The organism is Paenibacillus sp. FSL M7-0656 (genome assembly GCF_038003225.1).
Taxonomy (GTDB): Bacteria; Bacillota; Bacilli; order Paenibacillales; family Paenibacillaceae; genus Paenibacillus; species Paenibacillus amylolyticus.
On record NZ_JBBOOT010000001.1, the window covers coordinates 611,871 to 638,267 of the forward strand.

Consider the following 26,397-nt stretch of genomic DNA (forward strand, 5'->3'; position numbering starts at 1 on the left):
CAATCGAGATAGGGATTACACGTCCGTTTGGATAGAGAAATGGTTACAGTTTTCAGTCCGTATGATGAAGTATGGTTAACTTGTGATCATTTACCCTACCTACTGACTAACATTTGTCTATCTACCCCTCTTCTCGATCAAAAACAAAAGCCGGCAGCTCCTAAAACAGGAGACTGTCGGCTATTTATTTCCTCTACCTAGCTGCCGATATTCGCTTGGCAGAAGACCTGTCAGTTCGCGGAAAATCCGGCTGAAATATTTTTCATCCGTATAACCCACTCGCTCCGCAATCCAGAAAATCGTATTATTCGTATTGAGCAAGTACTCTTTGGATTTCTCCACCCGGATGAAGCGGGAGTACTCATTAAAGGTTTTCCCCATCAGATCTTTGAAACATTGACTGAAATAACTTCGGCTGATATTGAGTTGTTGGGAGAGACCTGAAGCTGTATAGGCCTGTTCCAAATCCTGCTGCACGATCATCACCGCTTTTTTCACGGCATCGATGATTTCCTGTGAGTACGAAGTCTGTTCATCAGCCTTTCGAATGCTTGCAGCAGTCTGTTTGATCCATTCTTCAACCTCGTACCAAGACTCGAAAGAATGGATCATCGAGATTCTTCCAAGCGTAGTTTGGGCAAAAATACGGTTCCACTCCATTAAGATCGAGTACAGCAATCCCATCAACTGACCTTTATGTAATCGTAAGGATATAAACTGGTCAATGAGTTGGTTATAGTAACTGTCGTGGTGGGTCCATGGGGTTTGGAACCAACTTTGTTTAATCCGGTCAAGGTCCTCATCCTGTGGTTCATTTGAACATGTGTCTTTCTCATTCATCGAAACGGCAATGACTTGGTTATTGGGGTTGTATGCATAGAATAAAGACGTCTCTGTATAATTCATAATCCAGTTTTTGATTTGCGACCATGTTCGCTCTTGTACATCAGACAAAACCAACAACGTACACTGGGGAACTTGATGCAGGCATTCCTTCAATTGATGAAACAGTTGATTCTCTTCGGACGGGGGTGTAGCCCACATGTAGCTATGACGCTCAACCTCCCATCTTATCTCATCTTCATGCGCAGTTAGCTCCATTGGCCATGTATGCTCTGATTTCCGATCTTGTGAAATAAGAGCATACACATTTCGATAATGGAAATTGATTTCATTCTGTGCAGGCATCTTTCTTATCGTGCTTGTCAACCCGTTAATTCGGGTATGAATCCGTTGCAGAACATGTTCGAATTGCTCTTTCTCCAGCTGCACTTTGGCTATATAATCGATGGCTCCGAGTCTTAGCGCTTCCTGGATATAATCGAAATCCTGATGCAGTGTTAACACGACGATATGAAGTTCAGGATAGAGCTGCCTTGCAGCTCGCATCAGTTCGATCCCTGACATGACGGGCATCGCAAGATCCGTTAGCATCAGATCGACCGGTTGGGTTTTCAGAAAATCCAGTGCTTTCAACCCGTTGCTTGCTTCTCCTACAACCTCCATGTCGAACTCGTCCCATGGCATCGCAGAGCTAATACCTTTGCGTACCAGCTTATCATCATCTACAATCAATACCTTAATCATGCCGAGATATCTTCTCCTTTAATAGGCAATACGAGCAGTATGCTTGTCCCTGTTCCCAATTCACTCTCGATCACCAGTTGTGCTTGGTCCCCGTACTGTGCTTTCAACATGCGGTGAACGTAATTAAGTCCGATGCCCATCCCTACTTTTTGTTGTTCAGCTTCACGATTGTTCAGCAGATTATGAATGGTTTCCTCAGTCATACCTGCACCATTATCTTGTATCATAATGTTCAACGTTGAAGTGCATGTCACTTCAATCTGAATAAAACCTTCGTCACTTAATCCATGATATAACGAATTTTCAACCAGAGGTTGCAGAATAAAGCGGGGCACAGGAATTTGAAGCACTTGTTCATCTGCAGTAATGCGGACGTCAAATTCAAAGTCATAGCGAATTTGCTGCAAAATTAGATACTGTCTTAGGGCATCGATCTCCTCTTCCATAGTGGATACTTGCCCTAATTTGCCTAGATTGTAATAGAGCAACTTGTTCAATGACTGCACCAGCTTGTCGATCTCCCCTTGTCCGTTCATGACGGCCAGCCAGTGCACCGTATCGAGCGTATTCATCAGAAAGTGCGGGTTGATCTGATAGAGCAGCTTTTCCACTTCCAGGTCTGCACGAATCTTCTCTTTCTGCTGTACTTCCTTGAAGAGGTCACCAATCTGATGCTGCATGTTCGAAAATTCACCCAACAGAAAATCAAATTCGGGAATCTGAGTGCGAGCTCGGCTCCCTTTTGTTTGTGGATTTTTGGACATTCCATTGATCTCCGAATGGAACAGACCGAGTGGTTTGTACACCATCTTCCACAGGAGCCAAGCGAGAAACACGGTAAAGCCGAGGAAAAATAAAGCGACCAGCAAAATTTGAAGCAACCACTGGTTTTTCTCCTGTTGATATTGAGACTGCGAAATGACCGATACGACACTCCATTTCTGTGAGGAATCCTCCTTGAACCAGTGATACCCGCGGGATATTCCGTCCTTGGCAGGATCGACCGTTAAGCTGGTGAAATTCTCCCCTACCTTCATGGCTTCCGGTATTTCGCTGTACACAATGTTGCCTTCACCATCCAGGATGAGATGAGATAATGCGCCGTTGTATTGATTGTAACCCAAGATATCTTGAGTGAGGCGAAAGCCTGATTCTACGTAAATGAACACGTCGTTCCTCTCGGATAATTGCACTTTGCGCATAGCAGACAGAACGAGTTGATCATCAAATCGGTTCATACTCATATGGGGGCCATAGTACTTAATGCCATAGGTTTGGAAGAGCACAGGCAGAGACTCAGGAGAGAAACGATCCTTAATCGGAAAGTTGCCGAACTGAGTAGTACCTTCTTTTTGAAAGTAATATAGGGTCAATCCGATATTAGGATTGGTGAAGGTCACAACACTTAACTCGTTTTTTAATTCGTCCCTGGCCTCAATCAGTTCGAAGATATCGGAGGACGGATTCAAGAATTCATCCATTCTTTTGCCTAAAGTACCCCTGTAAGATAATTGTTGCGTCACATGATTCAGATTGGTGATGGAATTCTCCAATGAGGATGTCACCTGCTGTAAATTGCTACGGATACCATCATCGATCTTATTTGCGAAAATGGAGTCGATCGTATAATAAGAAATTGCAAATATACTGATAAAGGGGATAAACGCACTGAGAAAGAACAGTAAAAATATTCTTTTTTTAAGTGTCATGGGAACCTATTCTCCTTCTGAAAATGAAACAGCAAGCCTCCTGCGTATGGAAGCTTGCTCTGAATATACATTCAAGCGGACAGGCTGTCTGTATCCTGTCCAAGTCCAATTTCCTTTCATCATTATAGATTGATATTCAAATAAGTCAAACGCTTTCATACTGTGCGCATATAAAAAGTGCTACTCCTCAAAATAATGAGGAATAGCACTTTTATATGCGTACCTTACTTCAGTTGTAATCACTTCTTGTTAATGGAATGCTCCAACATTTCAGTCTACTCTCGTACCGTCACATTTAATTTGTGTGATCTGGTTTCCCCTGAAGAATTACGAAGTACAGCTTCATACTCGTAGATTCCAGGTACTCTTCCAGAGATTGAGGTAACCGCAGACTGTGTACCAGGCGAATGAGATTGCAGCGATTGTGTGTCAATCGATACACCATTTTCGTAAAGTTCGTATTCGGTTGCGTTTGTTCCCCACCACAGATTCATGGTGACATTATAGTTGCCGTCACCGTCCCAGTTGTCGTTCGACAGAACGGCTTGCCCCGGGGAAGCATCCGTGACGATGACTGTTAGTGGAACACTCATGGTTGAACCCAGTGCATTGATCAATTCTCCAGTATAGATATAGGTGCCATTTTTCTTTCCAGTAATATCAACTTGAACAGATTGGGCGGACGGGGATTGATCGACCAGAGAAATTTCTTTAATCAATTGACCGTTCTCATACAGTTTGAACTGATTGCCGTTATTACCCCACCATAGATTCATCGTGATTGTGTAGTCGCCGTCTTTGAGCCCCGTGTCGTAACCATTATTATCAGATAACACCGGAGTGCCAGGGGCACCGTTTGCTAGTGGCGTTGTCTGATGGAGCCATTCCTCCCACTTAATCAGCACACTTGCCTGCTCATCCGTAAATACGGTTCCTCTAACTGCTTGAACGTCATTACCGTAGGATGCAAGCAATTGACGCGCTTTTGCTCCTTCACGATCGTTTGCTGCCTGTTTGGCCTGCTGTAACGTGTTTGTAAGCTGATCAGCAAGAACACCAGCATTAGGATCGGTCGATTCATCGGCAAAGGCGTTGGTCAGATTAATCAGGCTGTCGAATGTAGCAATAACGCCAAAACTATATTCTACCGTCTGTTCCCAGCCAGCCAAATCCGAGACCGTTGCCGTAACCTCGTTCAGGCCGGGTTCCAGTGTATACGCAGGAGTGTCGAGAAGCACACCCTCCGGTTCTGCCACACCGGATACCGAATCGGAAGCTGTATAACCAATTTCCACCTGCTGATCAATGGTGTATTCGGTTTGACCATGAATCTCAATGGTTGGAGGTACGAGATCAATGGATATGGACAAAGACTGTTCGCTCTCTTTGTTACCGTCAACATCGACGCTCCAGTAGCTGATGGTATGTGTTCCTTCTTCAGTTAGAGTCAATTGTGTGCCACTCACCGTTTCGCCACCATTAATTTGATAATAGGTCCCTTCAATTTCGGAATCTTCATCGCTTGCTGTGAAGGTTACTTGGACTGGAGAAGTATACCAGCCGTTCTGCAATTCTCCTTCCACAGTTGCCGTAGTATGCGGGGCCTTCTGCTCCGGAGATTCTCCTTCCAACGTAACAAAATCAGATAAAGGTATATTCAATTCCTTCACAAGGCGTGCTACGAGTTCAGACACCTTGATTGCACCGTTCATTTGCAAATGTGTATTGTCTTCCGTTGTGCCTACCCACATAAATATCGATTTGGTTCCTTCTGTGCCAAGCTCCTGGAAATGCTCCCAACTGGCTTGGTTCAGATCGATGATAAGCGTTTCCGTTTCCTGCGCCGTTTCTTTCATCGCCTGTACGTATTCCGGGAAGCTTTTGTTCAGCACCTCTCCGGTAAAATCACGACGGTTCACTGGTGTGACCAGAACCGGAATCGCACCTCTCTGCAGAGCACCGTTAATGTATTCTTTCAGATATACCTTAAATTGCTCTGGTGTAAGATAACGCTCTGGACGTGAAGGTGTGGAATCGTTATGAGACCACTGCATGAATAGATAATCGCCTTCTTGAATGTCGAGTAAAATATCGTTGAGATATCCACCGACCAGGAAGGTCTTACTACTCAAACCTCCAACTGCCCGGTTATCAATACTGACTTCATTTGGATCAAAATATTCACCCAACGTTTCTCCCCAGCCCGCTTGCGGACGATAGTTTTCCGCGTAATTGGCCACCGTGGAATCGCTGGCCAAATAAATAACTGGTTTATCGCTTGCACTGTGATCTGGCAGTCGCTCCAGCTTCAGCGCATTGATCTTCGGTGCATTTCCGGTAAAGTTGAAGTTAAAGACCCCATCAATCAGGGCAACGTCATACGTGATTTCTTTGAATTCGCCCTTGGCAATGCTTGTAAGCGCCAGCTTTGTCATTTGCTCTACAACCACATTTGCGCTGGTTGATTCCTCCGCATCCCCGATGGTCATCGTTACCCGGTAATTCGCCGGCTCCATTTCCGCCAGGAAAGAGGTACCGTTTACTCGTGTGAAATCTTCCTTGAGCAAATCTCCGGTTCCCCGGTTCTCATCTTTGGTCAGCGCAGTATCAGCAAAGCCGTACCCATTGCCTTCAATGTACGCTCTTTTGGCATCTACCTTGATGTATCCGTCGGCTGCGCCGCCAGAACCAAAGTCAAATTTGTATTCACTTATCTCTTCGTTTGGTTCACTTGTCAATGAATCCTTCGCAACAGTTAACATGTTAAACGTATGGTCAACTTTAGCCTGCGTGGCTTCCGTATTGAATATAGCTTCCGCAGCTGCCAAAGCCCGGTTCACCACGGCCTTCGATGCATCTGTATAATCCGACAGATTCAGTGCTTTGATCTCATCGTACAGAGCGATTAAGGCCGTCTGATCGCCACTCTCCGAAGAGAGCTGAGTGCCTTCAATCCGCACGTTGTCGATCTGGGTAGTCCAGTTCAACGTGCCTCCACCGCCTTTTCTCGTTCCCAGGAACCGCATGGATCTGACGTTGTCCGCATATGCGGCGGAACTCAGCGAGATATCTGCAATCGTTTGGGTAACTGTCGGATCGGCTAGGTTCGTTAATGTCAGATCCAATGTTTTTTCGGCAAAATTAACGGTTGCATCCACATTGACCCACTGGTTCTTGGAAATATCTGTAGCCGTTCCCCCTTCGGGTATGGCTGTATCCCCTGTGCCGTAGTCTGGGTTATATGCACCGACAAAATAATGAATTTTGGTGCTTCCGGTTTTGGTATGCAGCGTGAACAGGGCATTTTCGTTTGAATCCTGTATTGTGAGATGACCTTCTGATGGATAGGCACTCACATTACCGGACTGCCAGTCAAAGTTCACGTTCACCTGATCGCCGTTTACGGCATCGAACAGACGGAATACCTTGGCCCGATTGCCCGATCCGGAACCCGCGACGGACAGTACCTTATTTCCGGACTGGTCAACAACGGTTCCCGTCATGGTTCCTGCAATACCCGTGGCATTGACCATCGCATATTGGTAGTTGGCAGCGTCGCCTTCAAAATCCTCCTCATATAGCTGGGCTTCCGGCTCTGGCTCTGGCTCGGAAATATCCGGGTCGATGACCAGTGATGAAATGCTCAGCTCCATGTCTTTGACTGCACCAGCAACGAGTCCGGCAATTTTCTGTGCACCATAGCTGCTGAAATGCGTATTATCGTTGATCCCATTCGGGTATTTTGGATATTCACCCGGATTAGCATATAGGAACACTTTTTCCGTAGCTGTATTACCAATTTTGTCGTAGTAAGCAATACTCAACTTGCTGAGATCAATCAGCGGCACGTCCTGCTCTTCCGCCACTTCTTTGGCAGCTTGAACATATGCCGGGAAGCTGACGTTGAATTCCTGAGTCACTGTATTAAAATCTCTGCGCCCAACCGGAGTGAGCAATACCGGTGTAGCGCCCCGCTGTTTGGCACCGTTTACATAACGAGCCAAGTAAATCTTATAGTCCTCCGGTGATGCGTAACGGTCCGGTATCCCTGCACTGGCGTCGTTATGACCAAAGGAAATGAAGAAGAAGTCCCCCGGCTTAATTCGTTGCAGGATTGTATCCAAACGACCGTCTACCATAAAGGATTTACTGCTTCGGCCACCGATCGCATCGTTCACGACGACAGCCCCATTGGAGAAATAACGTCCGAACTGTTGGCCCCATCCTTCTTGAGGAGCCTGCGCTTCACTGTAAGATTGCATGGTTGAATCACCAGCCATATAGATCGTTGTTGCCGCACCAGCCGCTTTCTCTGGATATTTCTCGATGATGACGTCTTGGATGTCTATGGCTGTACCCGTGAAGAGAAGATCGAGCTGTCCATCCACCACAGCAATATCATAGGAATACTCCAGTGGTGTCCCTGCTGTCACATTGGTTACGGCGAGCTTCTGGACGAATTCGGATTTGACTCCAACGTTCGAGTCATTTGCATCATTGCCCAATCGCAACATCACCTTATAGTTCGCATTGGGCAGATCAACGGCAAATGTCGTGCCCGCCGCGACCGAGACCTGATTTGCCCCTACCGTAACATCACTTGTATCCTTGAAGCCGTATCCCGGATCTTGTGCGTAGAGCGTATCCTGTATGTTCGTACTTCCTGACGCAGTCTCTGTACCGAAATTAAAGCGGTAGACCGGCTCCAGCATTTCAGCTTCGCGGGTCAGAGTCAGATCGGCTTTAGGGAATGCTGTAGCTTCCGCTCCAAGATAAAAGCCGGTATGAGGCGGCTGGTTGTAGGCTACATTTTGCCAGGCTACGCCAAGTCGATACACAGGGTCCTGCATCAGCGTAGGGATGCGATAGTCTGAAGGAATGGTCGTTGTGTAGAGACGATACTCCGAACTATCTTCGCTCCGCAGCAGAAGCTCCTCACGCCAGTCACCCAGAATGTCCGCCTGAAGTGCCGGATTGCCTTTGGTATGGTTGTTCGTTAACGTACCGGTCGCCCGGAAGATTTCATTCAGCTTTTTGTTTTGGTAATCCCACTTATAGATGAGTGGAATACCTTTGGCTGTGCTATTATCCCACTCATGGTCCAACAGCTCCCGCTGAAGATCTCCATCCCACCAGATGGCGAAATTGGCGGTTTTGGGCCCTTCGTCCACAGTGTAGATAGCCTCTCCTGCTGCAGAATAGGTATTGGTTACAGGTACACTTTGCCCGTTGGTAACGGTCGTGGCCCATGATTCGTAACCTGGATAGTTCGGATCAATGTCCGCCGACATCCCGCGACCGGTGTCAAAACCTGTTTTCTCACCCCAGAGGATTTCACCTGTTGCCGCATCGCGCATCTCCAGACCGTATGCCGCATCAGAATGCTCATGCACGCTTACGACCTGATAGCCCTCCCGGTTCGGATCGAGCTGGCCGGCGTGCATGGCGTCACCGTGGCCGAGTCCGGTGCTGTACAGCAAGCTGCCGTCATCATCAATGGCCAAGGCGCCAAACATAATTTCGTCCTTGCCGTCCTTGTCGACATCCAGCACACTTAGATTATGGTTGCCCTGTGATTGATATTGTGATCCTGCTTCGTTTGTGTCGAACGTCCAGCGTTTGACGAGTTCCCCGCCAACATAATCATAAGCAACAAGCACTGTGCGGGTATAATAACCCCGGCTCATCACGACACTTGGCTTCGTACCGTCCAGATAAGCGATGGCGCCAAGGAAACGGTCTACACGGTTGCCATAGCCGTCACCCCAATCACTGACGTTGCCTCTTGGAGGATCATAGTTCACGGTAGATACAGCCGCGCCAGTCTCACCGTTAAACAGCGTGAGATATTCTGGACCTGAGAGTATGTATCCGCCGTCGTTGCGATAATCCTTCGTGCCGTCACCAATGACCGTGCCTTGGCCGTCCTTTGTGCCGTCCGCCGTCTTGACAACAACCTCAGCCTTTCCGTTGCCATCGAGGTCATACACCATTAACTGCGTATAATGCGCTCCGGCGCGGATGTTGACTCCCAGGTCAATCCTCCACAGCTTGGTGCCATCCAGTTTGATGGCATCGATATAGACATTCCCCGTATAACCCGCCTGCGAATTGTCCTTGGAATTGCTTGGACTCCACAGGAAGACAATTTCATACTCGCCATCCCCGTCCAAGTCAGCTACGGAAGCATCTCCAGCATAATAGGAGTACGTTCCGCCATCCTTAGTCCGACCATCGGCCGGTTTATCGAGCGGAATAGGTAGATAATCGTTATGCCAGACCGATACAACTTCCGGTTGCATTTGCTCTTTGCCTGCAATAACGGTGGAGATCTGATATTGCGAACTGTCGAAACCAGTGGTGTCCACATAGTTGGTCACATCGCTTATGGGCGATGCGTTCACTTTGGTTCCGTTTTTATATATATTAAAAGCGATATCATCTGGATCGTTGTTTAAATACCTCCAGCTTAAAAAAACGCCGTTGTCTACAAGAACCGCAACCAATCCCCGGTTAAGATACTCTGCTTGGCGACCCGGCAGGCTGCTTGATGACTCTGCACGTATCGGCGCCGGAGGAACAGCCAGTGAAATAACCATAAGGAGTGCTAAAAAAGATACAAACATCGATTTTTGGATGGAAACAGTTCTTCGGATCATTCGATTAACTCCCCCTTATCTAAAAATTCATTTTTAGAATCATCAGTTCGATCCTGCCCAGCTTGTTGTCATATGAACACAATTTACAGCCACCTCCTCTTTATGTTACCGCTTACATTTATCTTACAGGTCTAAAAAAAGACAGACAATCTAAAAAATGTGACGTATTATATAAGATAATTGACTTTTTTAGGAAGGAGATGAAACGATGGTTCATACGGTTTCTTATGCTTTTCGTAATGACGATACATCAATCATGACACTGGACTCTATTGGATGGCAGATCGTTTCTAGCGAGGAATATCGTTGTCCAAGTGATGATAGACCGGACCCGGGGCATGTCGTTTTTCAATACACACTTAATGGCCAGGGTTATCTGGATATTGACAATCAAACGCTCCCTTTACCGAAGGGACATGCCCTACTTGTCAAAATTGCAGGAGAACATTGCTATTACTATAAACAAGAGAACAACGAACCATGGGAATTTATATGGATCAACATTCGCGGGGATGAAGCTAACCGAATTTGGGATATGATGCATGATAATGAGGGACATGTCATTCGACGAAACGCGGACTCTCCCTTGATTCAAGAGTTATGGCAAATTATCCATTTGATTCATCAAGAGAAGGTTACGGACAAGTATCGCTTGTCCATGCAAATCTATCGGTGGTTGCTTATCCTGGTACAGACGAGTCGGGATGCGGAGAAGGATATCGGTGCCCTATCCATAACAACGATTGAGAAATGTAAAAAGTTCATCCGAGAGAATTATGCATCTCCATTGACGTTGGATCTTCTAGCCAGCCATTGCGATATCAATAAACACTACTTGTGCAGGTTATTTCAGAAATCCGAGAAAACATCACCGCTAGCCTATCTTAAAGACAGACGCATTGAGGTTGCAATCCGACTACTCCGCACAACGGAACTTCCGATTTCTCAGATTGGTCAACAATGCGGGTTTGAGAGTCCCAGCTATTTCGGCAAAGTTTTTCGGCAATATATGTCCATGTCGCCCAAAGAATATCGCTTGAATAAGTTAGAGTTTCCTTATGAGGCCATCTATTATGAATAGCTAAAATCGCTGTTTGCTAGTTGTCCTTGAATTGGGAACTGCTCTTATACCAATACAATATAAAAAAAGCCGCTAGAATAGCGACTTTTAATGGAACTATGTTCTTTGTGTGCTTCGATAATTGCTACACTTATTGAGCGGTGTATCCTCCGTCTATGATCAAGCTATTTCCTGTCATATATGAAGAATCGTCGCTAGCCAGGAACAGAACGGCTTTTGCCATCTCATCTGCTTGACCCAGACGTTTCATTGGTGTTGCCGCTGAAAGTGCTTGTTTGCTCTCTTCCGGGATAATCGGTGTATCGATAAAGCCTGGGCAAAGGGAGTTCACCCGAATATTCTGCTCAGCATACTCCAGCGCGAGCGAACGAGTCAGGTTCACAACGCCGCCTTTAGCTGCATTGTAGGCTGCAGAGCCAGGTGAACCAACCCATCCGTACATGGAAGCCGTGTTGACGATTGTACCTCCACCAATTTTGAGCATTTCGCGAATCGCTTCACGTGCAACCAAGAATACGCCGTCCAGATCAACATTGACTGTATTGCGCCATTCGGCATAATCAAGCTCATGCGTGGGATGAACACGTCCGATTCCCGCATTGTTGAATACGATATCGACTTGACCAAATGCTTCTACGGTTTGTTTGAAAATCTCAGAAACCTCTTCTTCACTTGTTATGTTTGCTTTAATAAAGAGAGCCTCTGCTTTAAGCGCTTTCAGTTCCTGCTCAAACGCCTTACCTTTTTCTTCATTTAGATCCACCAAGACCACTTTAGCTCCTTCGGAAACGAATAAGCGAGCTGTCGCTGCGCCAATCCCGGATGCTCCTCCTGTGATGACTGCAACTTTATCTTGAAGTTTGCCCATGAATAAATCCCCCAGTATAATATTTTGAATAGCGCCTATATAAATAGTGCTATATGATGTTTACAAAACTAATTCTATGCTTAAAATTGTAACAATCCAATCATTAAGATGTGACCAAGTGTCTACCTCGTAGACACTTTATAAAACTATGTCTATATTTATAGGAGTTTTTTTGAATGAATAATGAACTTATTGTGACATCTCAACATCGTAATCGAACCAAGGAGCACCTAAAAACTGCTCTGATTCAGCTCATTAAGAAAAAAGGATTCCATGGTGTTTCTGTCAAAGACATCGTTGATCAGGCGGGTTATAATCGTAGCACGTTTTATTTACACTACCAGGATAAATATATTCTCGCCGAAGAGTTGTTGAGTATGACACTCGAAGGATTGAGGGGCGCAGTAGGCAAACCTTATTGGCACGGTCAAAAGGTTTCAACAAACAAGCTGGATGCCGAATCTTTTCAAATCGTGGATTATATCTACGAGCACCGTGATTTCTTCGAACTGATTCAATACGATGATACGTTACCCGGTCTACATACAGGCTTTCCGCAAACCATACTCAAAATCTATCAGGAGCAATTTGTCTTTGAGACGATCAACAACTCCCCAGTTAATATGGACTATTTCAAGTACTATACCGCCTACGGTTTTTTTGGACTATTAAATAATTGGATATTAAGCGGATATCGTGAATCACGTGAGGCATTTATCAAAAACGTGATTGATCTCACCAAAACGCATATTCACTCTTTTCATTATGTCGGTAACACGTTTGAATCTTGATCTCAAGTAAGTTGATTTGTGAACATCACGATGAACGATATGTCTGCTTTAGATAACAGGCTAGTTGCAGATGGAGCAGATGCTCCTGATTACTCAGGGACATGCCCAGACACCAACAGGACGCAAAATCACAAGGGGATTTAAAGCATAAATAAAAACGGGCATGTCATTTACACGAGAGGAATGAAATCCTCAAGATAAATGCATGCCTAAGTGAAAATTAATTAGATACAAGCCCAAGCGGTAAACGGACTATGTCCTTTTCTCTAGACCATTGAACATAGACTACTCTATATAAATTAAATCATTATAATACGGGTCCCATTCTCCAGTTACAAATCTAGCAATGACTGCTTTTTCTAAACTAACAGGTGACCAAGATTCCAGTTCGGAGGCAACTTCAATCTGTGAAGCACTGGGAGTTTCAGTCACAATATCACCCTTATGATCTACCAATGTATATCCATCTTCAGTTTCCTCTTTGTACATGGGAAATGTCATCCTAGGTATTGGAGCATTACCAATCACTTTCCAGATACCATCTTCAATCCTGGAGTTTACAGTCTGTATTAAGAAAATGATTGGTTTAGTAGTGATCTCACTTACTGTTGGGTGTTCCATTGATATCAAATCAAATACAATCATACAATCTGATATTCTTCCTTCAGAAACAACTTGTCCATAACAATTCCAATCCTGATTTAGTTTTATTGAGAAGACATCTCCTATCTTCACCGAAACTCTTTTTTTCATTATTTTATCCTTTACTATTTCTTTTTTATTCGACCTATTCTTCTAAGTGGAATTTTTAACAGCGTATTAATATTTCAGGGTTGCAGAGTGCCTTTCAGTACCTGTTTTATTAATTAAAGCAACTTCAAAATCAGATACCCATGTAAGTTCACCTAGATGTTCAGCATAGGCAAATTCATCTGGTTGTTCTGATATGACCTTCTCTACAAGTACTTGCGTACCATCACGTTGTAAAATAGATAGGAATATATCCATGCTATCTACATTATGATGACATATGACTCTAGCATTGTACTTCTTATTAGGGCTCTTTACGTCTTTTTTCCAAGTCCATTCATTTACATAATCTAACTGCTCTATTTGCAAAGCTATCTCCCTAAATGGATCAATATCCCAATTATTACGTAGAGCAAGTTTCTCTATGCCTTCCATTAGCAGGCGAAGCGTAGCCTTTTTTTTCTCCAACTCATTTTTTTCACTAAAGTCATTCAAACTAAATTGGATCGGTACCGAACACACACCAGAATCGTTAACAATACGTTCATCCGTAATGTTTTCTACACACTCTATTAGGACTTTCCAACAATCTTTCGTTTTGTATTTCCCCAACAGACGTTCATACATCGCTGTAATACAGCGGGTTTCCAAACTAAAAGAGCGTCTTTTCCATTTCCAATTCAACGCATAATCTAATTTTGTTGCTTCGTTGTACTCACATTTTTGTTTTTTTATTATAGATTCAATATTTTCATCATCTACAATATACGGTAAATCCAAATTGAATCCTTTTAGATACATCTGGTTCTCTCCTTAGATTACTCCCGATGGTTAGTGCATTATTAACTTCTATCCAAACTTGAAGCCCAATTTTTGAAGCAATTAAGCATCTCTTCTAAATTTTTTGCTCCCCCTGCACTGTGAAACACTCCATCTCTCACGATACAGTAGAACCAATCTTCTTCATTTCTCTCTTCTTCAATCGAATCAAATGGCACATCTTCTAAATAGGTATCCGTCAAATCGATTTCGACAGACCAACCAGGATTATCCACCGTATCAATTCGCACACCGTATAAATGCTCCCAATCACCGTCACAGTTTTCATAATACCAGCTTTGAATCCATTTTAGGATATCCATCATCGTGACCTCTTTTTTTGTTTTTTCTACTCTAGGGAATTATTATTTAAAGGAATTCTCATGCCATATTGCATACTTTTTTCGTATGAATTACCTTTTAGTAATAATTTGCTTTTTTTACGTAGGGTATACTTAAAAGCAAGGGGAAAACTTTATTTCAAATCAAGGAGGTCATTATGAAAAAAAAAATATTGTTTATCTTCATTAGTATGATTATACTTTCGGGCTGTTCTAACAAGGATGAGAAAGAGAATTATCCAGTTTTCGAGGGCACTGTAGTATTTAAAACAGATGAAAATGACAAGTACAAATTTCTTGTTCTTCAAAATGTAAGTAAGGAAGACCTGGAGAATGGAAATCTTGAGGATTTTATAGAATTAGCACAAGACCAGGAAGGTTCGTATTATTTGGTCAATAGAGAAACATATGAAACAATTGAGGTAGGGCAAAGAGTAAGAATTACTACTGGCTTTGACCAACTAGAACCCTCGCCACCCATTAGAACCGTTGTGAGTATTGAAAAAATAGGCTGAGAATTCTTCGATTGTTTAAAACGATAAAAAGACCTTAACGTTTCAAAGCAAACGTAAGGTCTTTTATCATTTTGTTTTCAAGAGTTCGGAGTTAAATCTCGTACGGATAAATCCGACCGGCCTCTCCTCTCATTAGCCCTCCCGAAATTCATTCAAATCAATGCTAAGGCTTTTAAGGTTTTTTAATCATCTCTACGCCGTCAAAGGTAAGGCTCTCCATTTCCGTTTCCAATACACCAGCTACATGCTTTGTTTCTTTATATTTAAAGTAATCAAAATCGGCATGTTTTCGGGTTCCACCTAGATCCTGCACACAAAGACCGATATAGGTTCCCGTAAACCGGATATACTCTGGAGATTCATCGGACAGATGTGTGATATCAACCCACTCGCCTGCTGTATTCCAGGATGAATCAGTATTTAACGCATAATAAAAGCTGGCGCGATCTTGATCCACCACAACCTTTAAACGGAGCGTGCTCACCAACTCTAGCGGAATATCCTCCAACAGTTCGTCGTATACCCCGTATTTGGACTGAATGATCCCCAGGCAGAGCCCTTTCTCCTCATGATAAGTTACACGTAAGTAGAGATAGTCCTGGGTATCGTAGTACAAAATCAATCCGGCCATTTGCTGTGGATGGTCCGGCGCAAATTCCAGACACGTCTCGGCTTCACACTTCAAGGCCTGAAGTCTCCGTGCGATCATGCTTTGCCTGTGCGTTGAACTCATCGACTCCATGCCGTGCAATCGTATGTAACCGGGACGTTCCGTCAAGCTGAGCCAAGTCGAATCGGGTGGAATGCGAAGTGTATTCCAATCATGCCGAAGCTCAAAGTGATCAAAGTCATCCATTTCAGCAATCGGCTCAAACGGATGGGACTGGATCATCGGTGCAGGCACCTGAACCTCCGGATATCGGTCACCGCTCGCAAGTCTCAGCCAGCCGTCCTCACTCCACGTACATGGCTGAAGTGCGGTCTCACGTCCAAGAATGCAATATTTGTGCTGAACGGGTCGTCCGACCAGATGAGCCATGTACCATTCGCCGGTATGCGTTTCGACCAGACTACCGTGGCCTGCCTTTTGCAGAGCTAAATCCGGTCTGCCGTATGAAGTGAGGATCGGATTGGCAGGATCGACCTCATAAGGACCTTGTAACGTACGGGAACGTGCTGAGGTAACCGCATGCTCATAACCGGTTCCACCTTCAGCCGTAATGAGATAATAATAGTCCTTGTGTTTATACAGGTGGGGTGCTTCGGTCAGGCCTAATTCTGTTCCCTTAAATATGTTCATGGCCGGTCCGATCAGCTTATGTTCCTGGACGGAATATTCCTGAAGAACGATGCCTGCAAACCGATTTTTGCCCTTACGGTGATCCCATATCATATTGACCAGCCACTTACGCCCGTCTTCATCATGAAACAGGGAAGGATCAAAACCGCTGCTGTTCAGATACACCGGATCGGACCAAGGGCCCTCGATATCCGTTGCTGTCACAAGGTAATTATGGGTATCTTTAAAAGCGCCTACCCGGCTTTTGACATCGGTGTAGATCAGGTAAAACACACCGTTGTTGTAACTAAGACAGGGTGCCCATACTCCTCCTGAATTAATGTTGCCCTCCATGTTCAACTGCGTTACACGAGTCAGCGGAGAAGCGATGGGCCGCCAATGAACCAGATCCCGGGAATGGTGAATTCGTACACCAGGGAACCATTCAAAGGTGGAAGTGGCGATATAATAATCCTCCCCTGCTCGGCAGATGGACGGATCGGGATGGAAACCGGGCAGGATGGGATTGGTGATCATTTTCTTGATCTTATTCATGGAAGAAACCTCCGGTATGAAAGTAATGATCTGTACAACAGCAGATTCACGAAAGGTAGATATCAGTACCAGCCTAGCGCTTTTTTGCCGGCTTCCAGGGCGGTTATGATCCGCTCGACATCATATACATTCCCTCTCCAAGTCCCACCGCTGACCGATTGCAATGCAGCCCAGAGCTTTGTATCATCCGGCAAAGCCTCATCAGGCCTCATATCTGGATGAAAGGGCCTTTGTGCCAGGATGAGAGCACCTTCCTCCGGTGAAAACTCCAATTCGCCTTCTCCGACAAAGTTAATGCTACCCTCCAGCGTGTTACGATCAACCGCGATGTTAATCAGGTCTCCGTTCCGCAACTTGCCAATCGGTCCGCCTGCCAGCGCTTCGGGGCCAACATGACCAATACATGCTCCGGTGGAAACACCGGAGAACCGGGCATCCGTAATCAGTGACACGTATTTGCCAAAAGGCAAATGTTTAAGCGCAGATGTAAGCTGGTACGTCTCCTCCATTCCAGTTCCCGATGGACCTCGCCCGAGAAGCACAACAACGTCGCCAGCCAGAATACCTCCGGTCTTAATCGCATGGATCGCCTCACGTTCAGTGGTAAAAACCTTTGCTCTGCCACGATGACGATATACGCCATGTTCATCCAATACAGCAGGATCAATAGAGGTGGATTTGATGACAGAACCTTCTGGAGCGATATTCCCGGTTGGAAATGTTACAGTCGATGAGATTCCAAGCCGCTGAGCGTGCTCTACACTCATGATGACACTGTCTGGATCGATGCCGTCCTGCTCTTTTAACTGCTTCCGCATGAGATGACGGCGTTCCGACGATTCCCACCAGTCCAGTACCTGACCCAATGAAGTACCTGTAACCGTTGGTACAGACTCATCCAACAGACCAAGCTGTCTGAGGTGTAGCATGACCTCAGGTACACCTCCTGCCTGAAAGACACGTATGGTCGGATAAAAGATCGGTCCATTTGGCAGGGCGCTAACCAGCCTTGGAACATTTTTGTTGACCTGTATCCAGTCCTGTACCGTGGGTACGGTTAAACCGGCGGCATGGGCAATCGCCGGTATGTGAAGAAGCAGATTGGTCGATCCGCCAAACGCGGCATGAACGGTCATCGCATTGCGAATGGATGCATCGGTGACAATGTTTGCCATCCTCATCCCCTGTGACTCCATATGGATGAGTGCACGTGACGATTGGCGCGCCATTTCAAACCAGATGGGCTGCCCGGAAGGTGCAAGCGCGGCATGTGGCACTGTCATACCCAGTGCCTCTGCTACAACCTGGGCCGTAGCCGCGGTACCTAGAAACTGACAGCCTCCTCCCGGTGTAGCACAAGCTCGACATCCTAAATCCGACGCCATTTCCAGAGAAAGTTCCCCGTTGACGTACCGTGCACCAATCGTCTGAATTTTACCGGCATCCTCTCCGTCGGTAGGCGGAAGTGTGACGCCACCGGGAACGATTACACCAGGCAATTGCGGCATGCCGGCAAGTGCGAGCATCATCGCTGGAAGACCTTTGTCACAAGTGGCGACACCAAGCACGCCTTTACGAGTTGGCAGCGAGCGAATCAGTCTGCGAAATACCATAGCGGCATCGTTCCGGTACGGAAGCGAGTCAAACATGCCGGTTGTCCCCTGTGATCTGCCGTCACACGGGTCGCTGACATATCCAGCAAACGGGATTCCTCCCCGGCTTGACAGTTCTTCTGCGGCAGCCTTCATCAGCAGGCCGACCTCCCAGTGGCCGGTATGGTAACCGAGTGCTGCCGGGCTGCCGTCTTCATTGCGTATGCCACCTTGTGTACTCAAGATCAGAAATTGTTTTCCGTTCAATTCCCCGGGCTTCCAGCCCATTCCAACATTCTGGGACATGCCGAACAAGTCGCCGCTTGGAGCATTCCGCAGCAAATCATCCGTTAAAGGCAGACGTCCGGCAGCCCCTGGAGCATGTGCTATGATATCGAAGCAGTTGGACGCGGTCTCTCCCATAATCGACGTAATCTGTTCGTACATGATAGCCTCCCACAGTTTATGACTTCACAAAGACCGTTTTGATTGCCGTGAAAAACTCGATAGCCGCTTGCCCCTGTTCTCTGGAGTGTGAACTTGACATCTTCATTCCGCCGAACGGAGCCTGCAGCTCTACGCCGGCTGTTTCTGCATTAATTCTGACCAGTCCTGCATCCATGTCCCGGATGAAAGACAACATGGCTCCGACGTTCTGTGTATAGATGGAAGCACTCAAGCCATAATCGCTATCATTAGCCGCTTCGATCGCTTCCTCCAGGGAATCTACCGCAATCAAGGCCAGAACCGGGCCAAAAATTTCTTCCCGGGCGATGGACATATGGGATTCGACCCCTTCAAATACGGTCGGCTGCACATAGAATCCCTCTTCCAGTCCCGGACCGTCCCCTCTTTTTCCGCCAGTGAGCAGAACGGCACCTTCATCTTGGCCTTTTTGAATATAACTCAGCACGGTATTGAGCTGTCCTTCGCTTGCACATGGACCCATCCAGCTTCCAGAAGACATGCCGTCACCCAGCCGAATTTCCTGGATTTGCGAGAGCAGCTTTTCTTTGAAGGCATCGTATACTTTTCGTTCAATAATGACCTTGCTGGTGGCCGTACATTTTTGCCCGGTCGATTTCAACCCACCGCTGATCGTGGCTTCCACAGCCAAATCCAGGTCAGCGTCAGCCGCGATAATAATCGGGTTTTTCCCACCCATTTCAAGTTGATACTTGGCCCCACGTGCCAGTGCTGCGCCGCCGACCCGTTTGCCCACTTCATTGGAACCTGTGAACGTTATTCCGCCCACATCCGGATGCTCAGCAAGTGCAGATCCGATCACTGAGCCTCTGCCGCATACCAGATTAAGAACGCCTGCCGGAATGCCCGCCTCTTCAAAACACTCCATTACTTTAGCCGCAGTGACCGCAGTTTCCTGAGCAGGCTTCAACACAACCGTATTGCCGTAAATCAAGGCCGGAGCCGTTTTCCAAATCGGAATGGCTACCGGGAAATTCCAAGGAGCAATAACCCCAACAACGCCAAGGGGTACGCGAGTCGTAAACATCAGTGCTTCGCTGTCCGTTGATGGAATGACATCCCCAGTTTTTCGCATGCCTTCTCCGGCGTAATACCTTAAGATTGCTACACCGCGCAGTGTCTCTCCTTTAGCTTCTGGGAGTGTTTTGCCCATTTCCCTGGTCATCGCCTCTGCAACTTCATCGGCCCGGCGTTCCAGCACATTGGCTGCTTGAAATAGATAGTTTCCGCGTTCCGCGCCCGATAACCTCCGCCAATCTTTTGCTGCTTCCTTCGCGGCTGCAACAGCTCGGTTCAGATCCTCTACGCCTGAGGTGGGTACGTAGCCAACTACCTCCTTCCGATTCGCCGGGTTGATGCTCGGTTCGGTTTCACCGGATGTCGCCTTCACCCATTCTCCGTTAATGTAATTGCTGTATGTCTGCTCTACCTGAAATGTGGTCATTGCATTCATCCTCCTTGTACATTAGTTTGAAATGACTGGATTAATAAGTGTCCCGATATCGCTAATGGATATTTCAATGCGGTCCCCTGGTGCAAGTGTAAAATCATTAGGGGGCACAATGCTTGTGCCTGTTAATAACACCGTACCGTCAAAGAGATCGTTATCTCTGGCCAGAAAAGAGACCAGCTCATCGAGTTTTCGGTTTAACTCACTTGTGCTTGCCTCGCTTTTGACAACTATTTCACCTTCGCGATATATTTCGCAGACGATGCTGAACGCATATGGATTCAACACCGTTTCCGCTAGACGAATGGCTGGCCCTATCGAGCAGGAATTGCGCCACATTTTTGCTTGCGGTAGATACAGCGGATTCTCCCCTTCAATATCGCGGCAACTCATGTCATTGCCAACGATGTATCCCACAATGCTGCCATCCCCGGCAAGCACCAACCCCAGCTCCGGCTCCGGGATCTGCCAATTGGAATCGCTACGAAGTGTGACAGCCTCATTGGGCCCGACGGTGCGGGCTGCTGTAGATTTAAAAAAGATCTCCGGTCTTTCGGCATCGTAAACTTTATCGTAAAAGGTCTTTGCATCTAGCTTGCCTTCCGTTGCTTCATAATTTCGCGCTTCCCGGCTACGCTGATAAGTCACACCCGCCGCCCATACTTCCGGAGCTTCCAATGGAGTGATTAGATGTAAGGAAGTCCAATCGTCAGTTAACTTGTTTAATGGTTTAAAAGCGCTTTCAACAAGTTGAACTGGAGAAATCCCCTGCTTTCTTGCTTGATGGATCAAAGTCATAAAATCTGCTTGTGGCAAACGATACGCTTGTTCATCATCCGTAACGGCTGCCAGCCACTTCTGTTGTCCGTCCAGAAATCGAATAATTCTCATTCAAGCTTGCCTCCATTTTTCCCCATCGGGTTGATAATACTACCATAGCACCCGCTATGGTTCATGACGATGTTCTAATCACTCCGACGATTTACCCTTTTCACGCATTTTTTTCTGTTAAGATGAGGTTAGATCCATTAAACTAAAGATAATTTACGAGGACAATCCGATGACAGGATGTTGGTATATAGAATAGTACAAGGGGGTTGGTTTGCTGTGACCAAGCTTTCGGATGCTGTGTATTTAGGTCGTCTACCCGATGTTCGCATGTCTTTTCAATTATTGGGGCTGCATGCAAGAAAGGTAGATTCCAGCTGGACTTATCCGTCTCATGAACATTCAATGTATGAAGTGCACTGGATGATGGACGGGCAGATGAACATGGTTGTCAACGGGCAGTCTTATCGTCAGTCGGTTGGTGACCTTCTGTTCATCCGGCCTGGTATGACCCACTCTTGCACCGGAGCCGGACCGGAGGGGTTCACTTATTTTTCTGTGCATTTCAGCATACACGATACATCCTTTTGCAGAGAACTTAACCGTTGCAAAGACATCTATTATCCGGCAAATTCAAATTTGGCTCTGGGGCTTTCCCCTTCCCTGTCTACCTTGTATGGTCTGGCCACAGAGCATTTGTCTAGCTCGCTAACTTCCTCCAAACAAATGAAGGTACATGCCGCCGTGTTTGAACTGCTCGGTTCCCTGGTCGGTCAGTTATCTCAGCAAGCCTCCGTTACGTTGTCGAGAAAAGAAACCATTGCCCATCAGATTGCTGAGCACATTGAGGATTCGGTAAGATATATCCATCTTCACGGGGAAATTCAGGAGAGCGATCGAACCTGGATTCAGGACATTGCCAAGTCGCTGAGCATTAGCCCGTCACAGGTTAATCGTATTTTTCGGCAGGTATACGGCATCGCTCCGCGCAAGTTTCTATCCGAAACCCTTCTGAACGAAGCGCAGCGGCTGTTAAAGCAAACCGACCTGAACATAGATCATATTGCGATGATGCTGGGGTATAAGACCAATGCGCATTTTAGCCGCCAATTCAAGCGGTGGACAGGCATCGCGCCAAGCGAATATCGTAGCCATTCGCAGCAGGCAGGAGAAGCCAACGTTGTGGATGACTAAAAGTTTAATCATCCCCCCCAAAATTGTCTGAGCCGCATAGGCTGATCGGTCAACAAAACAGCTACTGGATGACCAGCAGCTGCTTTGTTTTGTCTGGATTGCTCAGATCATGTGTTTGAGGATTACGCTAAAATAAATGATGCAAGGCTTGCACTTCCAGAACCTCTGTACGTAAAATACAAAGCTTGTATACCATCCGGAATGGTCATCTCGACTGAATAGGGTTTCCAATGATTGGTGAAATGTACCGGGATTGTACCCAGGACAGGACCGTCCCATGCGGTTTTGACCTCAAATACCCCGTGACAATATCCCCGTACCTTGATCGAGACCTGGCGAATTCCTCGGCAATCAAAGTATTTAAAACCTGCCGTTGCGGATTCAACCATATTGGCGATATATCCGACTTCTTCATCACCGTCTCTACCATCCTGGGTGATCTTTGGAAAGCGGCTGTCCAGCCAGGCTCCTGCCCCGAAACCTCCAGTGTACTTCTGATCATCTTTGGTCAAAAGAATACATGCAAGATATGCGGGGTACTCGCCTTTTCCTTCAAGCGGTCTCCCACCCGCACCAGAGGAGGTCATTTCCACCTGAGGAATGCTGCCGTCCTCTTCAAAAGATATCTTCTCAATACAGCCCTGTCGGTTGAATGCGTCCCCATTGGTATGACGGTGATAGAAGACATACCAGTCTCCGTTGATCTCCACAATGCTGCCATGGTTATTGCCTCCATAATACATGGGTTTGTCAGCAGGTTTGTAGGAGTCGATATGGAGATCACAGTTGCTTACGATGACGCCCTGATATGTAAATCCTTTATTTGGAAATCGACTGGTGGCATAACATAATTCATGCATAACGATGGAGGAATACACCAGATAGTAGGTATCACCTCTCTTCCGGATGGAAGGCGCCTCAAAAAATTCATGGCCCTCATAACCGCTGCCCTCACTGTAAGGCTCGCTCGGTGCTACGAATATGGGTTCTTCCACAATCGTCAGCATATCCGGACCTAGCATCGTGGCCATCGCGCCATGTCTTGATTGGTCTCCGGCCGCACAGAAGCCGGTATACAGATAAGTGTGCTGTCCTTCAGTCATCACGCCGGGATCGAACTGGGGCTCGTCCCCTTCTCTTTCGCCCAGACGAGTGCCGTCGTCATATTGTACATAACCATAGAATTCATATTTACCGGCAGGTGCATCACATACAGCCACCGAAACAACGGGTACCTTATCCAGCACATAATACAGATAATACCGCCCATCGGGACCCAGCGTAACATCTGGCGCATACAAGCACATATGGCCATTCGGATTCAACGGGTCATCTGTTTTTCGGTAGATCACCCCTTCATTTCTCCAATTCCCAAGGTCATTCACGGGTGCAGACCAGCATACATAATCGTTCAGACAGAAAGCATGTCCGTTAAAACGGTCATGTGAACCATACACATACACTCTTTCATTGAATACATAAGGCTCACTATCAGGTACGTACTCCCAGGATGGAAGATATGGGTTGAACCCCTGCTTGTTCATTCCAGCTACACTCCTCATATAATTGTAATAGTACATTCGTTCTATGAAATAAAGATAACTCTCGTATAATAGAAAATAGCTTAAGTAGAGTATGGGTTATTCTTTTTTACAACCTAAAGATAAAGGGGAAGAATCATGACATCTATTTTTTACGTTGAATGTGACGCGGTACATCAGAATCATTTTGTTTTTGATATCCCTGAAGGACATGATGCCTGGTTATTAGTCATTACACAGACCCCTGCCCAGTTTTGGGTTGATGGACAACTTAAGGAATACCCGGCTCATTGTGCTGTACTTTTCGAACCGTATCAAAAAATATATTATCGGGCTTGTTCAGAGCGCTATATAAATGATTGGATTCGTTTTGAAAGTGATGAACCGTTTGTAACCGATACCTCCCTTCCGCCAGGCACACCTTTCCCGCTGGATGATCCGGAATACTGTCATAAGCTGTTCCAATTGCTTGTTGCAGAGCATTCTTTTCAGAACGATTACCGGGAATCATCCATCAATTGCCTGCTGCGAACCTTGTTCAATAAATTGCTTGAGTCTTGTGTCCAAGAGGATATTAGTCCTCAGCACTATCCTCTGTTGAAGCTTCGAACGGCAATTCATAACGATCCCAGCCATCCTTGGACCATATCGGAAATGGCGAAGATCATAAACGTCAGCCCGGGGTACCTGCAGTTGATGTACAAGAAATCGTTTGGCCTCTCGTGTATGGAGGATGTTATTCATAGCAGAATACGTTTGGCCAAAGAATATCTCAGACATCATTTGTATACGGTTGCAGAGATTGCCGATCGATGCGGTTACCGTAATGTCGAGCATTTTTGCAGGCAGTTCAAACAAATGACCGGTTCCTCGCCCAAACAGTTTCATAAACGACGTGAAGGTGTCCCGGCTGACTTAACAGAGTTGGGATATAAATCTCACTTTTAAGGGGGATGTACTTAGATCAATGGAAAAATTCCCACTCTGTCCAATAGGCGTTTACATACTTTAGCCATTTAATCGGTATAAACGTCATCGAGGTTGTTAGCGTTCTCTGCTGTCATTTTAAGTTAAGGTTTTAGACTGTATGATGCAATGACATATTCTCAAACATGATTGATCAATTATCATATTGTGATACCTTATAATGACATACATTGGAAAGACCAAATCCAAGAGTCTTCCTGATTGGAATCCTGGAGCTTAACCCCATTTCGAACTTTTTGGATTATTTATCTATACTTATATCTCCAAACAAAAGAAGTCACTAATTTAGTGACTTCTTCTGACATAAAGTTTCCTATTATTAATTTTCTTTAACTTAAAAGGTTCTGATTCATCAATCCTTAATTAAGGGTTCTATTGGGATGAAGAGCACGAGCCATTGCATCCATATAACCCTTAACAGTACTTTGACTCACTTCTGTTTCTGGAGCAAGAATTTCGAAAAGGTGGAAGCAACCTGGATAGAGGTGAAATTCTACATCCACACCTGCTTGTGCTAATCGTGCCACATACTCCATCGTCTCGTCTCGGAATAGATCGAGCTGACCTACACAAGTATAGGCTGGTGGCAATCCGGCCAAGCTCTCTGCTCTCGAAGGTATTGCATAAGAAGAACTTCCACTGATATCGTTCTCCTCACCAAGGTACATATTCCAAGCAGCCACGTTGTCCGTTCGGTTCCAGATTGAACCCTCTTCTGTAATCTCATGACTAGATGGCGTGATGTTACGATTATCTAACATCGGATACAATGGCATTTGGAAGATAATAGACGGACCTCCTTTATCACGTGCCATCAGCGCGAGTGCTGCTGTCAGTCCTCCGCCACCGCTAGCACCGGCAATCGCAACCCGATTCACATCAATGCCAAGCATTGCTGCTTCCTCCGTCATCCATACCAATCCAGCATAACAATCTACAATCCCCGCAGGATAAGGGTGCTCAGGAGCGAGCCTATAATCGACTGATACGACAATACATTCTGCTGTCTGAACAAAACGTTCGCACAATTTGTCGTCCATATCTGGATGTCCTAACACGTACCCACCCCCATGAATCCATAACATGGCTGGTAGTAAATCATTCGTTCGTTTGGCTGGCTCATAAATTTTGACCAGCATCTCACCTCCATCCCTCGGAATTTTCCGGCTAGTTGTGTTTACATGCTCTGATTTTTTCACCGATGCAGCCGATACTAAGTTTCTGCTCCACTCTAAATTTTTCTCCAATTCAAACCCTGGAAATTGTGAATATACCTCTCTTAATTCTGGTAATATACGTGTCTCAATACTCATGATAATTCCTCCAAATATAATAATGAATTCGTTCATTTATGTTTTTTAGTTA

Annotated in this window: 18 protein-coding genes; 5 read left to right on the forward strand and 13 right to left on the reverse strand. The window is 45.9% G+C overall.

Translation table 11 applies throughout. From position 1 onward, the window contains the following. Positions 1-180: 180 nt before the first annotated feature. From MHI01_RS02670 to MHI01_RS02680, 3 genes are all read right to left on the reverse strand, one after another. Positions 181-1,587, reverse strand: coding sequence for a response regulator transcription factor (locus MHI01_RS02670; RefSeq protein ID WP_340982457.1), 1,407 nt, complete (start codon positions 1,585-1,587; stop codon positions 181-183). Beyond that, positions 1,584-3,296, reverse strand: coding sequence for a sensor histidine kinase (locus MHI01_RS02675; protein WP_127549416.1), 1,713 nt, complete (start codon positions 3,294-3,296; stop codon positions 1,584-1,586). The genes MHI01_RS02670 and MHI01_RS02675 overlap by 4 nt, the downstream gene beginning before the upstream one ends. Positions 3,297-3,571: 275 nt before the next feature. Then, a complete protein-coding gene (locus MHI01_RS02680; protein ID WP_340982458.1) occupies positions 3,572-9,955 on the reverse strand; it encodes a rhamnogalacturonan lyase family protein in 6,384 nt (2,127 codons plus the stop codon). 208 nt (positions 9,956-10,163) lie between these two features. Here MHI01_RS02680 and MHI01_RS02685 point away from each other — a divergent pair, with 208 nt between their 5' ends. Then, on the forward strand, positions 10,164-11,036 hold the full coding sequence (locus MHI01_RS02685; protein WP_036671442.1) for a helix-turn-helix transcriptional regulator: 873 nt from the start codon (positions 10,164-10,166) through the stop codon (positions 11,034-11,036). A gap of 130 nt (positions 11,037-11,166) precedes the next feature. On the opposite strand, the gene MHI01_RS02690 is transcribed toward MHI01_RS02685, so the two are convergent. After that, on the reverse strand, positions 11,167-11,904 hold the full coding sequence (locus tag MHI01_RS02690) for an SDR family NAD(P)-dependent oxidoreductase (protein WP_047843148.1): 738 nt from the start codon (positions 11,902-11,904) through the stop codon (positions 11,167-11,169). A 176-nt stretch (positions 11,905-12,080) separates the two neighbouring features. Between MHI01_RS02690 and MHI01_RS02695 the strand changes: the two genes are divergently transcribed. Then, complete coding sequence (locus MHI01_RS02695) at positions 12,081-12,695, forward strand: TetR/AcrR family transcriptional regulator (protein WP_047843147.1); 615 nt, start codon at positions 12,081-12,083, stop codon at positions 12,693-12,695. Between the two features lie 285 nt (positions 12,696-12,980). Here the strand turns inward: MHI01_RS02695 and MHI01_RS02700 are convergent, their stop codons facing one another. The 3 genes from MHI01_RS02700 to MHI01_RS02710 all read right to left on the reverse strand — a co-directional run bounded on the left by MHI01_RS02700 (position 12,981) and on the right by MHI01_RS02710 (position 14,587). After that, the gene (locus tag MHI01_RS02700; RefSeq protein ID WP_047843146.1) at positions 12,981-13,448 is read right to left on the reverse strand and encodes an Imm26 family immunity protein; all 468 of its coding nucleotides are present in this window, start codon (positions 13,446-13,448) and stop codon (positions 12,981-12,983) included. Positions 13,449-13,514: 66 nt separating this feature from the next. Beyond that, positions 13,515-14,246, reverse strand: coding sequence for a hypothetical protein (locus tag MHI01_RS02705; protein WP_047843145.1), 732 nt, complete (start codon positions 14,244-14,246; stop codon positions 13,515-13,517). Positions 14,247-14,287: 41 nt separating this feature from the next. Beyond that, entirely contained in the window at positions 14,288-14,587 is a 300-nt protein-coding gene (locus MHI01_RS02710; protein ID WP_047843144.1) for an immunity 53 family protein, read from the reverse strand. A 176-nt stretch (positions 14,588-14,763) separates the two neighbouring features. On the opposite strand from MHI01_RS02710, the gene MHI01_RS02715 reads away from it, so the two are divergent. Then, the gene (locus MHI01_RS02715) at positions 14,764-15,120 is read left to right on the forward strand and encodes a DUF3221 domain-containing protein (protein ID WP_340982460.1); all 357 of its coding nucleotides are present in this window, start codon (positions 14,764-14,766) and stop codon (positions 15,118-15,120) included. 172 nt (positions 15,121-15,292) lie between these two features. Here the strand turns inward: MHI01_RS02715 and MHI01_RS02720 are convergent, their stop codons facing one another. The 4 genes from MHI01_RS02720 to MHI01_RS02735 all read right to left on the reverse strand — a co-directional run bounded on the left by MHI01_RS02720 (position 15,293) and on the right by MHI01_RS02735 (position 21,373). Then, the gene (locus tag MHI01_RS02720) at positions 15,293-16,954 is read right to left on the reverse strand and encodes a glycoside hydrolase family 43 protein (RefSeq protein WP_340982461.1); all 1,662 of its coding nucleotides are present in this window, start codon (positions 16,952-16,954) and stop codon (positions 15,293-15,295) included. A 62-nt stretch (positions 16,955-17,016) separates the two neighbouring features. Continuing rightward, the gene (locus MHI01_RS02725) at positions 17,017-18,993 is read right to left on the reverse strand and encodes a YjhG/YagF family D-xylonate dehydratase (RefSeq protein WP_340982462.1); all 1,977 of its coding nucleotides are present in this window, start codon (positions 18,991-18,993) and stop codon (positions 17,017-17,019) included. A gap of 16 nt (positions 18,994-19,009) precedes the next feature. Beyond that, positions 19,010-20,476, reverse strand: coding sequence for an alpha-ketoglutaric semialdehyde dehydrogenase GucD (gucD, locus tag MHI01_RS02730; protein WP_036671416.1), 1,467 nt, complete (start codon positions 20,474-20,476; stop codon positions 19,010-19,012). A 21-nt stretch (positions 20,477-20,497) separates the two neighbouring features. After that, entirely contained in the window at positions 20,498-21,373 is an 876-nt protein-coding gene (locus MHI01_RS02735) for a fumarylacetoacetate hydrolase family protein (protein ID WP_339187130.1), read from the reverse strand. Positions 21,374-21,589: 216 nt separating this feature from the next. On the opposite strand from MHI01_RS02735, the gene MHI01_RS02740 reads away from it, so the two are divergent. Then, positions 21,590-22,504 (forward strand): AraC family transcriptional regulator, encoded by a 915-nt coding sequence (locus tag MHI01_RS02740; RefSeq protein ID WP_315373075.1) that lies wholly within the window; start codon positions 21,590-21,592, stop codon positions 22,502-22,504. A 122-nt stretch (positions 22,505-22,626) separates the two neighbouring features. Here the strand turns inward: MHI01_RS02740 and MHI01_RS02745 are convergent, their stop codons facing one another. Then, entirely contained in the window at positions 22,627-24,048 is a 1,422-nt protein-coding gene (locus MHI01_RS02745) for a family 43 glycosylhydrolase (protein WP_340982463.1), read from the reverse strand. A 135-nt stretch (positions 24,049-24,183) separates the two neighbouring features. Between MHI01_RS02745 and MHI01_RS02750 the strand changes: the two genes are divergently transcribed. After that, the gene (locus tag MHI01_RS02750) at positions 24,184-24,993 is read left to right on the forward strand and encodes a helix-turn-helix transcriptional regulator (protein WP_340982464.1); all 810 of its coding nucleotides are present in this window, start codon (positions 24,184-24,186) and stop codon (positions 24,991-24,993) included. 398 nt (positions 24,994-25,391) lie between these two features. Here the strand turns inward: MHI01_RS02750 and MHI01_RS02755 are convergent, their stop codons facing one another. After that, positions 25,392-26,345, reverse strand: coding sequence for an alpha/beta hydrolase (locus MHI01_RS02755; protein ID WP_340982465.1), 954 nt, complete (start codon positions 26,343-26,345; stop codon positions 25,392-25,394). Positions 26,346-26,397 lie beyond the last annotated feature (52 nt).

Excerpts from the sequence above, each read along its gene's own strand:
- MHI01_RS02710 (WP_047843144.1), bottom strand. The coding sequence starts at position 14,587 with ATGGATATCCTAAAATGGATTCAAAGCTGGTATTATGAAAACTGTGAC.
- MHI01_RS02735 (WP_339187130.1), bottom strand. The coding sequence starts at position 21,373 with ATGAGAATTATTCGATTTCTGGACGGACAACAGAAGTGGCTGGCAGCC.
- MHI01_RS02700 (WP_047843146.1), bottom strand. The coding sequence starts at position 13,448 with ATGAAAAAAAGAGTTTCGGTGAAGATAGGAGATGTCTTCTCAATAAAA.
- MHI01_RS02680 (WP_340982458.1), bottom strand. The coding sequence starts at position 9,955 with ATGATCCGAAGAACTGTTTCCATCCAAAAATCGATGTTTGTATCTTTT.
- MHI01_RS02705 (WP_047843145.1), bottom strand. The coding sequence starts at position 14,246 with ATGTATCTAAAAGGATTCAATTTGGATTTACCGTATATTGTAGATGAT.
- MHI01_RS02685 (WP_036671442.1), top strand. The coding sequence starts at position 10,164 with ATGGTTCATACGGTTTCTTATGCTTTTCGTAATGACGATACATCAATC.
- gucD (WP_036671416.1), bottom strand. The coding sequence starts at position 20,476 with ATGACCACATTTCAGGTAGAGCAGACATACAGCAATTACATTAACGGA.
- MHI01_RS02675 (WP_127549416.1), bottom strand. The coding sequence starts at position 3,296 with ATGACACTTAAAAAAAGAATATTTTTACTGTTCTTTCTCAGTGCGTTT.
- MHI01_RS02750 (WP_340982464.1), top strand. The coding sequence starts at position 24,184 with ATGACATCTATTTTTTACGTTGAATGTGACGCGGTACATCAGAATCAT.
- MHI01_RS02670 (WP_340982457.1), bottom strand. The coding sequence starts at position 1,587 with ATGATTAAGGTATTGATTGTAGATGATGATAAGCTGGTACGCAAAGGT.
- MHI01_RS02720 (WP_340982461.1), bottom strand. The coding sequence starts at position 16,954 with ATGAATAAGATCAAGAAAATGATCACCAATCCCATCCTGCCCGGTTTC.
- MHI01_RS02755 (WP_340982465.1), bottom strand. The coding sequence starts at position 26,345 with ATGAGTATTGAGACACGTATATTACCAGAATTAAGAGAGGTATATTCA.
- MHI01_RS02715 (WP_340982460.1), top strand. The coding sequence starts at position 14,764 with ATGAAAAAAAAAATATTGTTTATCTTCATTAGTATGATTATACTTTCG.
- MHI01_RS02690 (WP_047843148.1), bottom strand. The coding sequence starts at position 11,904 with ATGGGCAAACTTCAAGATAAAGTTGCAGTCATCACAGGAGGAGCATCC.
- MHI01_RS02745 (WP_340982463.1), bottom strand. The coding sequence starts at position 24,048 with ATGAACAAGCAGGGGTTCAACCCATATCTTCCATCCTGGGAGTACGTA.
- MHI01_RS02725 (WP_340982462.1), bottom strand. The coding sequence starts at position 18,993 with ATGTACGAACAGATTACGTCGATTATGGGAGAGACCGCGTCCAACTGC.
- MHI01_RS02695 (WP_047843147.1), top strand. The coding sequence starts at position 12,081 with ATGAATAATGAACTTATTGTGACATCTCAACATCGTAATCGAACCAAG.